The organism is Mesorhizobium sp. M0664 (assembly GCF_040320565.1).
Taxonomy (GTDB): Bacteria; Pseudomonadota; Alphaproteobacteria; order Rhizobiales; family Rhizobiaceae; genus Mesorhizobium.
On record NZ_JAMYPW010000102.1, the window covers coordinates 1 to 2,018 of the forward strand.

A 2,018-nucleotide genomic window follows, 5' to 3' on the forward strand; every position below is an offset into this window, starting at 1 on the left:
AACCAACGGATGGAATGGATAGGTGACGACAACGTCGAAGCCCGGATTCCCGGCATTATGACGCTGCTTCCGACGGCGGCGCCGAGCATTGGGCAACGATCGCTTCGCTGATCGAGACATGCAAGCTCAACGGCGTCGAGCCTCACACCTACCTCGCTGACGTGATCGCCCGGATCGTCGCCGGCCATCCACAAAGCCAGATCGACGATCTGCTGCCTTGGGCCTACAGACCTATGCCGCTCAAGGCCGTGGCCTGAGAACAGCGGTTACGCTGCAACCACTGCAGGAACGAACAGGGATTCTGATGCCGTCGCCTCCGCCGATGGCTGACGCGCAGCCCCGGCACCAGGCGAAGACCTGCTGCGGTCTGAGGCCATAACGGCGGGAAACCTCGGAAATGATTGCGTTCGGCTCCAGCGTCTCCGCAATGATCCGCGCTTTGTCATCCACCGACCACTGACGCCGGCCGCCAGCACCGTTGATCACCTCGAAAGGTCGAGGTTGCCGGTCCGGGTCAAGCGTAAGGTCAAGTCCAGACACAAGCCGATCTCCGATCCCAATACAGGATCGGCAACCTCACAGATCGCGACCACTGATGTCCGCTGTCAAGGTTTGGAACGCAGGAGGTCGCCCGATCCGAGGAACGGCTGATCAATCTGATAGTCGCGCATGGGTGGAGGCGGAACTGAAGGACGTCGGTGATCAAGCTCTGATGCGCGGGTTGGCTACCGCATTCCCGATTGTGCGTCCGGGGCTGTTCCTATCTTACTGCGGGCGTCGGTCGATTTGCCGGCCACAAAGCGTCTGACGGGCATTCATCTGCCGGGTCCCGCCTCCGCCCATGCGCGAGATGAAAGCCATCGCAGCGGTCTATGACCTGATCGCCTGCGCCTCCCTTGCAACGACGCACATGAAGCCGGCCAGTTCACGGGCGATCGCCGTGCAGACCACCGTTGTCCTCTTGCCGCGTCCGCTCAACATTCGATAGCGGGCGGTCAGCCGCGTTTGAGCCTTCCATGCGATCTCGCGCACCTTCGGCGGAGCCTGCTCGAGCCGGTACAACTTCATCTTGCCTGCCTTGGGAGGATACCTGTACGTAATGCGCTCTCGACCAGCATATAGCGAACCCGGCCGTTCGCCACCTTGGTGATGCCGCCCCGTCTGACTGTCTCGCCGGTCGATCGTTCGCCGGGAACGAGGCCAAGATAACCCATGAGCTGGCGCGGGCTCTCGAACCGCTGTACGTCGCCAACCTCGGTGGCGAAGGAATGTCACGGCAACGATCAGGTCTACTCCCCTCAGGGTCTGCAGCGCCCGCACGATCGGCGCCAGGGCAGCCCGGCGGGCGAACGCAACATGAAGCATCGCCCGGTCGCGTGTGCCAGAGAGCGTGCAAGGGTCCGGAGCATCCAGCAATGCCTGGATCTCGGCTCGGGTCGCCGACACGCCGATGACACGGCTCGAGGACTTGCTTCCCTGCGATTGGAGCCCCTTTGACGATCGCAGCTAAAGCTGCCTAATCTGCGCCTTATGCTCGAAGAGGAGACTCTTTGCGCGATTGCTCGATCGAGATGTTCTCGGAAAACGGTTGCCTGCAAATCGTCGACCCGCGCAGGGCTGCGGGTCACGCACCACCGAAACCAACCGCAGAAAACCGTCGCCCGAAATCATAGCGCCGCGGCCCTGGCCGAATGGTTGCGCAGAATAACGCATGGTTTCCGAAACGAGTGGCGGGTGCCCCTCTTTTGCTAAAAGTGGCCGTACCATTTAGAAAAGAGGGGCATCCTTGCTGGCAAGTCCGTTGTGCCACTTAGGGGTAGATGATCACCCGCCACGAAAAGCAGGTTAATCGATGGCCTAGAATTTGGCGGCAATTGCCTCGACCTCGATCAGAAATTCTGGCTTTGCCAACGCCGGTGCCAGAACAAGCGTACTAGCACTACTTTGGCAGAATTGATTTTGGGGTCATTCGGAACCGGATACGGCAGTATGGACATCGTTGTGGCGGATGGTGGTTT

General features: G+C 60.5%; 1 protein-coding gene and 2 pseudogenes. 1 reads left to right on the top strand and 2 read right to left on the bottom strand.

Going from position 1 to position 2,018, the window contains the following annotated elements:
- Nucleotides 1-62: 62 nt before the first annotated feature.
- A pseudogene (locus tag NKI39_RS34095) lies at nt 63-257 on the top strand (transposase domain-containing protein); the annotation flags it as partial.
- On the opposite strand, the gene NKI39_RS34100 reads toward NKI39_RS34095, so the two are convergent.
- Together NKI39_RS34100 and NKI39_RS34105 are read right to left on the bottom strand one after the other, a co-directional pair.
- Complete coding sequence (locus tag NKI39_RS34100) at nt 241-540, bottom strand: transposase (protein WP_352837531.1); 300 nt, start codon at nt 538-540, stop codon at nt 241-243. The pseudogene NKI39_RS34095 and the gene NKI39_RS34100 overlap by 17 nt on opposite strands.
- A 330-nt stretch (nt 541-870) precedes the next feature.
- Nucleotides 871-1,335 (bottom strand): annotated as a pseudogene (locus tag NKI39_RS34105) (transposase); the annotation flags it as partial.
- Nucleotides 1,336-2,018: the final 683 nt, after the last annotated feature.